Source organism: Frankia sp. CeTa3Moorea (genome assembly GCF_978021225.1).
Map to the genome: position 1 here is coordinate 1 of NZ_CDXDOR010000032.1, position 7279 is coordinate 7279.

The 7279-nt window shown below is 72.4% G+C and carries 5 protein-coding genes and 1 pseudogene; 3 read left to right on the plus strand and 3 right to left on the minus strand.

Annotated features, from left to right (window positions below; all coding sequences use genetic code 11):
* From AC08OV_RS08430 to AC08OV_RS08440, 3 genes are all read left to right on the plus strand, one after another.
* Positions 1-2021, plus strand: a 2021-nt coding sequence (locus AC08OV_RS08430) for a hypothetical protein (protein ID WP_476615748.1), incomplete at its 5' end; no start/stop codon positions are given.
* A gap of 76 nt (positions 2022-2097) precedes the next feature.
* Complete coding sequence (locus AC08OV_RS08435) at positions 2098-2598, plus strand: SAM-dependent methyltransferase (RefSeq protein WP_476619514.1); 501 nt, start codon at positions 2098-2100, stop codon at positions 2596-2598.
* Positions 2599-2840: 242 nt separating this feature from the next.
* Positions 2841-3476, plus strand: a complete 636-nt coding sequence (locus AC08OV_RS08440) for a response regulator (RefSeq protein WP_476615749.1) — start codon at positions 2841-2843, stop codon at positions 3474-3476.
* A gap of 78 nt (positions 3477-3554) precedes the next feature.
* On the opposite strand, the gene AC08OV_RS08445 is transcribed toward AC08OV_RS08440, so the two are convergent.
* The 3 genes and pseudogenes from AC08OV_RS08445 to AC08OV_RS08455 all read right to left on the minus strand — a co-directional run.
* Complete coding sequence (locus AC08OV_RS08445) at positions 3555-5339, minus strand: bifunctional aminoglycoside phosphotransferase/ATP-binding protein (protein WP_476619515.1); 1785 nt, start codon at positions 5337-5339, stop codon at positions 3555-3557.
* Between the two features lie 316 nt (positions 5340-5655).
* Positions 5656-6369 (minus strand): HAD-IA family hydrolase, encoded by a 714-nt coding sequence (locus tag AC08OV_RS08450; RefSeq protein ID WP_476619516.1) that lies wholly within the window; start codon positions 6367-6369, stop codon positions 5656-5658.
* Positions 6366-7193 (minus strand): annotated as a pseudogene (locus AC08OV_RS08455) (ABC transporter ATP-binding protein); the annotation flags it as partial. The pseudogene AC08OV_RS08455 and the gene AC08OV_RS08450, both read right to left, overlap by 4 nt.
* Between the last annotated feature and the right edge of the window lie 86 nt (positions 7194-7279).

The following is a 7279-nucleotide window of genomic DNA, read 5'->3' on the forward strand; positions in this document are numbered from 1 at the left end:
TGACCGCCTACGAGGAGGCACTGCGCCTGCCGCCGCGCACGCTGACCCATCTCTACGACTACCTTCGCCGCAATCACGGTGATTTCCACGGGCCCGCGGTCGAAGCGCCGAACGCAGCCGAACACGACCTGCTGTACGAGGCGAGCGTCGGCACCGCGCTGAGTGCCGGCCAGTGGCTGGTCGTCGGGCACGTCTTCCACGCGGTCGGGAGCCCACGGCAGCGCCTGAAGATCCAGGAGAATCTTGCGGCGCTGTTGCCGGCGGCGTGCGTCGGCGACTTCCGGCTTCTCCGTGAGGCGGCGGCGCTGACCGGCATAGGGATCATCCGGCCCGTGCTCGACGTCATCCGGTGTTCTCCGGGCCGGGCCGCCCAACCCGTCGAGGCGCTGGGCCTTCTCGGGGGCGAAGCGGCGCGGCTGCTCGGCCGGCTGGTCACGGACCCGGTCGACCCGTGGATGTTGCGGGCCGCGCTCGAAGCCTTCACCCGCCTCGTGCAGCGTGGCCAGCAGGACCAGCTGGACGCCGATGAACGAGCGTCCGTCCTCGCCGCCGCCCGCAGGGTGCTCGACGATCCGGCGGCCGGTCACACGGTTCGCCAGCAGGCGGCACGCCTGCTCGTGTGCGCCTCGCCGCCCGGCAGCGACCTCTACGGCAAGGTCTATCGTCAGCTCCGCTACTGCGACGACGTCGACCTCGTCCAGCTCGTCGCACCGCCGTTGGCGCAGCGCCGACGGCTGCTGGACGACGTCATGACGGGCACCGCCAGCATCATCGGCGCTCACCGCCTCCGCGGAGCGGACGGCCTGCGCCAGCTTCTCGGGATGGCGCTGTTCAGCGACGACCGCTGGATACGCGAAGAAAGCAGCCTGGTGCTGGCCGCGAGCCCGTTCGCCGCCGCGGTCGCCGACAGTCTCGGCCACCGCCTCCTGCTCGGCGGGGACCGGTACGAGTACCAGCGCGCGCTGGTACTCGTACTCGCGCGCCTAGCTAATCCGGCGGCCGCGGAGGCGCTCCGAGCGGTTCTCCACGACACCGGCCGGGAGAACTCGGTTCATGTCAGCGCGGCCTGGTTCCTCGCCGAAATCAACCTGCCCAGCCACGAGGACCGATGGATCGCAGATCTGTTCGCCCTCCACACCGGTCAGGAGATCCGGCGCGGACTGGTGTACCTGGCAGCCCGCCACAAGAAGGCCGACGTGCTCCTCGGACTCCCAGATCGCCGGCGACGCCCATTACTGGATGAATGCCACGGAACCGCCTCCGCCGTCACCCCCTGCCTGACCTGCGATGGGAGACCAATGAAACCGATGGACAGGAACAGCGGCAGTCCCCGGCGGCTCATCACCGCTGTCATCCTGTCGGCCGTCGTCGCCACAGCGACCAGTGGCTGCATGGCGAGCGCCAACGACCAGGACGAAACTCCCACGCTGCCGGTAACGCAACCACAGGGAGAGGATTCCGGTGGACACGGCTCGGAACCGGCCCCCGCCAGCAGGCTGCCAGCAGAACTGATCGGCTCCTGGAACGGCGACGACGCGCAGCGCATCGGAAGCTGGTTCGTCACTTTCCACGAGGACGGCCGATTCCAGTCGGACAACGAGCGCCGCGGGTTTCACGCGTCCGGCATCGCTTCCGTGAATGGCCGGCAGATCACGATGCGGCCCGATGGCGGACAGCCCAGCACAACCAGCTGGTCAGTGGACGGTGGTGCGCTGCGCCTAGGGCCGTCCACCTATCTGAGGGTCGACGCCGGCCAAGGAGGCGTGACGGGCGCCGCGCTTCTCATCGGCACTTGGCTAAGCGTCGACAGCACGTTCAAGACACTGCGTTTCGCCCCGGACACAACATTTCAGCTGGACGACACCGGGCAGGCGGTCACCGGCCGTTTCAGCGTCCAGGGAAACTCGCTGACACTCGAGCCGGCCGGGTACGCGCCGACAGTTTACAGCTGGTCTGTCGCCGGAGCGTTCCTCACACTGACGTCCCCGGCTGGGGTCTCCGAATACACCCGCGGCGGCTGATCCGGCACGTGGACGAAGGCGGCGACGGCCGGTGAGGTGTCCACCCCCACCACCAATGGATGTGTGTAACCCGGGGGTGGTACCGATCGTGCTCGCCCACGCTCGCGCCCTGCTTGCCAGCACCCCCGAGGGCCGCACCGCCTACCTCGACGCGGATCTGCGCGACCCGGAGCGCATTCTGGCCACCCCGGAACTGCGCGACACCCTCGACCTGACCCAGCCGGTCACCCTGTCCCTGATCGCGATCTTTCGTTTTATCCCCGACGCGGATGACCCCTACGGCATCCTCGGCCGGCTGCTGGCGGCCCTGCCGTCGGGCAGTTATCTGGCGCTCACCCACGCCACCGCCGACGTCAACCCCGGCATGGAGCAGCTCTTCACCACGTACCGCTCCCGGGGCATCCCCGGGCAGCACCGCACCCGGGCCGGAGTGGAACGGTTCTTTGCCGGCCTGGAGCTCATCGACCCCGGAGTGGAGATGGTCCATCGGTGGCGGCCGGAGGAGCCCGCCGCCGAGGGCGAGGGGCCGACCGAGGGCGAGGTCAGTGTCTACGGCGGCGTCGCCCGCCTCGGGTAGCCACCTCGGGTAACCGCCTCGGGTAGCCACCGGCTCTCACCGGTTGTGCGGCCGCCAGCCGCTGCGGGCCCCGGGCCGGGGGCGGTGCGCTCACGCGGGCGGGTTCACCCGGAGGCGCCGAACGGCTCGAACGGGCCCGCAACGGGCCCGGCCGCACCCGCGCACCCTCCCGGCACCATGCCGAACCGGTCCGGGCGACGACCATGGACGGTATCGTCGGCACCGTGAGTATCGTCGGCACCGTGGGCACCGTACGGGTCTTCCTCCTGGACGATCATGAGATCGTCCGGCGCGGCATCCGCGAGATGCTCTCCGAGACCGATGACATCGAGGTCGTCGGAGAGGCGTCCACCGCGGCGGAGGCACTGCGCCGGATCCCGGCGACGAGGCCGGACGTTGCCGTGCTCGACGCCCGCCTCGAGGACGGCAACGGTATCGACGTCTGCCGGGACCTGCGCTCGGCGCATCCCGAGATCGGCTGCCTGATCCTCACCTCCTACGACGACGATGACGCCCTGTTCGCCGCCATCATGGCCGGGGCCGCCGGCTACCTGCTCAAGCAGATCAGGGGCACGGACCTGGTCGGCGCCATCCGGACGATCGCCGCGGGCCGTTCCCTGCTCGACCCGGCCGTCACCCAGCGGGTCCTCACCCGGTTGCGGGAGGGCCCGGCCGAGGACCGCAAGCTTGCCACCCTCGGCGAGCGGGAACGCCAGATCCTCGTCCTCATCGCGGAGGGGCTGACCAACCGGCAGATCGCCGGGCGGATTCACCTGTCCGAGAAGACGGTGAAGAACTACGTCTCGGCCATCCTGGAGAAGCTGGAGCTGTCCAGCCGCACCCAGGCTGCCGTGTACGCCACCCGCATCGAGAAGTGACGGCGCCCTGAAGCGCGACGGCGGCCTGAGACGCGACGGCGCCGCGCGGGATGGTCACACCGGACCCACCGGACGGCGTCAGTCCAGGTGGGCGAGAACCGTCTGCAGGGCCTCCGCGACCGGGACGGCGGTGCGTACCACCGTCGCCGACGGCCACGGGTCGGCGCGGGCCGCCATCGCCCGGTGGATGGCCATCGTCGCCTCCGACGGATCGGTGCCCGCGGCGGCGCGGCGGCCGATCCGGGCGGCCGCCACCTCCGGTGCCGTCACGCAGTGCAGCTCCACCAGGTCGGCGCAGACGCTTGCGGCGAGCTCGGCGGCGGCCCGGCGGTGACGCGCGCTCGACCAGGAGGCGTCCAGCACCACCCGTTCCCCGCGGGCGAGAGCCGCCCCGGCGCGGCGCAGCATCTCGGCGTACGTCGCGTCGGTGATCTCGGGGGCGTAGCGCCCGGTGCCGAACCGCGGGTCGGAGGTCGCGGGGTCGCCGTCCGCGACCGGCGCGCCCGCCGGCGCGACGCCCACCGCGCCGGTACCGGCGTCGCGGCGGGCTCCGGTTCCGTGGGCTCCGGTTCTCGTGGCGGTGCCGCCGGCGTTCGCCGGAGCGCTGGCGTTGCGCAGGGCACTGGCGTACCCGCCGGCGGTAGTGTCCGCGGCCGGCCCACCCTCACGCAGGGGCATCCCGGTCAACTCCTGGCGGATCACGTCGGAGCGCAGCAGCACCCAGCCGTCACCGACCCCGGCCAGCCGGCCGGCCAGGGTCGTCTTGCCCGTCCCGGGCAGCCCGCCGACCACGACGAGCTGGACCCGGCCGGCCCGCAGGTGACGGTGGGCGACGGCCAGCAGCCGGCGGGCCTCCTCGGCCGCGTCGGGATCACCCTGCCCGCCCCGGATACAGGTCACCTTCGCCCGGACGAACGCCCGGTAGGCGACGTAGAGATGCTGCAACGACCGCGGGTGCACCTCGCCGCTGAACTCCCGGTAGGCGTCGAGGAACTCGGCGGCCTCCTCCGGCGCGCCGAGGCGTTCCAGATCCATCGCCAGGAACGCGACGTCGCCGAGGACGTCACCGAAGCGCAGCCGCGGATCGAACTCGATGCAGTCGAGGATGCGGGGTCCGTCGTCGAGGCAGTAGATGTCGTCGGCGAGCAGGTCGCCATGCCCGTCGCGGATCCACCCGGCGCGCATCCGATCGCCGAGCAGCGTCTCCCGGCCGGCCAGGTAGCGCAGCGCCAGTGCGCCGATCTCGTCGACCACCGCCGCGTCCAGCAGGGTGCCGCGGTAGGGGAAGATGCCTTCCAGGCCCTCCCGCCACAGCCCCTCCAGGGTCGCCCGGTGCCCCGCCACCGCGATCTCCGGTGAGGTCTCGCACCGCTGGTGGAACACCGCCAGCGCCCGGGCGACCGTGCGCAGTGCCGGGCCGACCCGGCTGCGCCGGCGGACGAGGGTGGACAGCCGCCGACTCGCCGGCATCCGCCGCATCACGACCAGGTGGTCGATCACCTCACCGGTGTCGTCGAGGAGATCAGCGACCCCCAGGTAGACGTCGGGGGCCAGCCGGCGGTTGAGCGCGACCTCCGACCGGCCGACCGACTCCCGGGTGCGGCGGTCGGTGAAGTCGAGGAAGCCCAGGTTCACCGGCTTCTTGCGCTTGTACACGCGATCGGCGGCCAAGTGCAGCGTGGCGCTGTGCGTCTCGTAGGTCTCGAACGTCTCCAGCTCGGACAGGTGCAGGGCGCGCAGCCGGGGCTGGGCCGGGGCTGAGGCGGGGGACGGCGGGTTCGTCGGGGACAACATCCCTCCGGCCGCGTGATGGTCGTCCGCCCCGGTGGAGGGCGTCGCATCCCGCACGTACTGGATGGTCATGGCCCCTCCAGGGGGTCGCGTGGCAGGTCTGGCGGGTCGGGACACGGCGGTCGACGCTCGTCGCACCGCGTCGGACGGTCGGACGGTCGGACGGGTGACGCCGGCGGTGTGGACAGATGAACGCCGACGCCCGATGGCTCCGAACATCATCGTCGCCGTCGGCGAGCATCCTCGCGACCGCCAGAGGTTGCCTACCCGGGGGCCCTTCGGACCATTCGTGGTGGACGTCCGACCCGACCCGGGCCACACCCGCCAGCGGGTCACCGGATCCGCTGCGCCCGCCCGGTCACCGCACGGTCGGCCGATACCGCACGGTCTAGCCGGCCAGCTCGGGAACCCCGGTCACTGCGGCCAGCTCGGCCAGCGTGTCCGCGACGCTGCGGTGATGGATCGCCGTCCAGCCGCGCCGACGCGCCGCCTCGCAGTTCGCGGCGGCGTCGTCGATGAGGACGCAGCCCGGACCGGGCTGGCCGAACGTGCGTTCGGCGAGGTCGTAGATGGCCGGATCGGGCTTGCCGATCCCGATCTCATGGGAGTTGATGATTGACTCGAAGACCGACCAGTCGGGCAGCAGCGCGCGGCGCAGCGGCTCCCACTCGGCCACGCTGTTGGTCAGCAGTCCCACCCGCAGGCCGGCGGCGCGGGCGCGCAGCAGCCCGTCGACCATCGCCGACTCCAGGGTGCGACCGGCATACCAGTGGTCCCCGAACCGGGACAGGTCGATGCGTGGCGGGTGGGCGGGCCCGAGGGCGTCCGTGACGAGGATCCCCCAGTCGTGCTGGCTGACCATGCCCCGTTCGAGGGGGCCCAACGTGCGCAGGCCCCACGTCGCCGCCACCTGGTCGAACGCCCGGCGCAGCTCGTGGGCGGGCACGCCCGCGGCGGCGACCAGGTCGCGGAACGCCACAGCGATCGACGACGTCAGCACTCCGCCGAAATCGGACCAGATCGCCCACGGCGCCGCGCCGCCGGCCCGGAGCAGGGCCTCCCCCACGGGGGCGAGGCCTCCTGCGGGCAGCGGTTCGGTCATGCCGGCTCGCCGACGACGGCGAGGTCGTCGACGAGATCGTCAGCGTCATCGACGTCATCGACGCGCTGCCCACTCGCCGGGTCGAACAGGTGCAGTCGGCGCGCGGGGACCCGGACCCGCAGCGGTGTGCCGACGGCCGGGACGCCGGCCCGGGCCGGGACGGTCACCGCCCACCGGGCCGGGCCGGCCTCGCCCGGGTCCCCGTCCCACTCGCCGGTCTCCCCCGCCGCAGCGGCCCCGCTCACGCAGTGGACGACGACCACGTCCCCGGTGAACTCGACCACGTCGACCAGGCCCTCCATGACCAGGCCGTCACCGGCCAGGCCCGTACCGGCCACGCCGCCCGCTGCCGCGGCCCGGTCGGGCTCGGCCTCGATGACGCCGTCCCCCGGCCGCCAGCCAAGCCACACCCGGGGCAGCGTCAGCGGTCCGGCCAGCCGCGCGGACAGCCCCGGCGCCGCGAGCGCCCCACCGCCGTTCGTCACCTCGACCAGGTGCAGGTTCATCGCCGGACTGCCGACGAACGCGGCGACGAAGACGTCAGCCGGCCGGCGGTAGACCTGCTCGGGCGTGCCGGCCTGCGCCACCCGCCCGCCGTTCATGACCACCAGATGGGTGCCCATGGACAGCGCCTCGAGCTGATCGTGGGTGACGAGGACGACGGTGTTGCCCAGCTCGCGGTGCAGGCGCACGAGTTCGGCCCGGGCCTGCTGGCGTAGCTGGGCGTCGAGCGCGGAGAGGGGCTCGTCGAGCAGGAGCACACTCGGGCGGCGCACGATCGCGCGGGCAAGGCCGACGCGCTGGCGCTCGCCACCGGAGAGCTGCCCGGGCCGAACTCGTGCGCCTGCACCGCGAGCTGGGCAACACCGTCGTCCTCGTCACCTACGATCAGCTCGAGGCGCTGTCCATG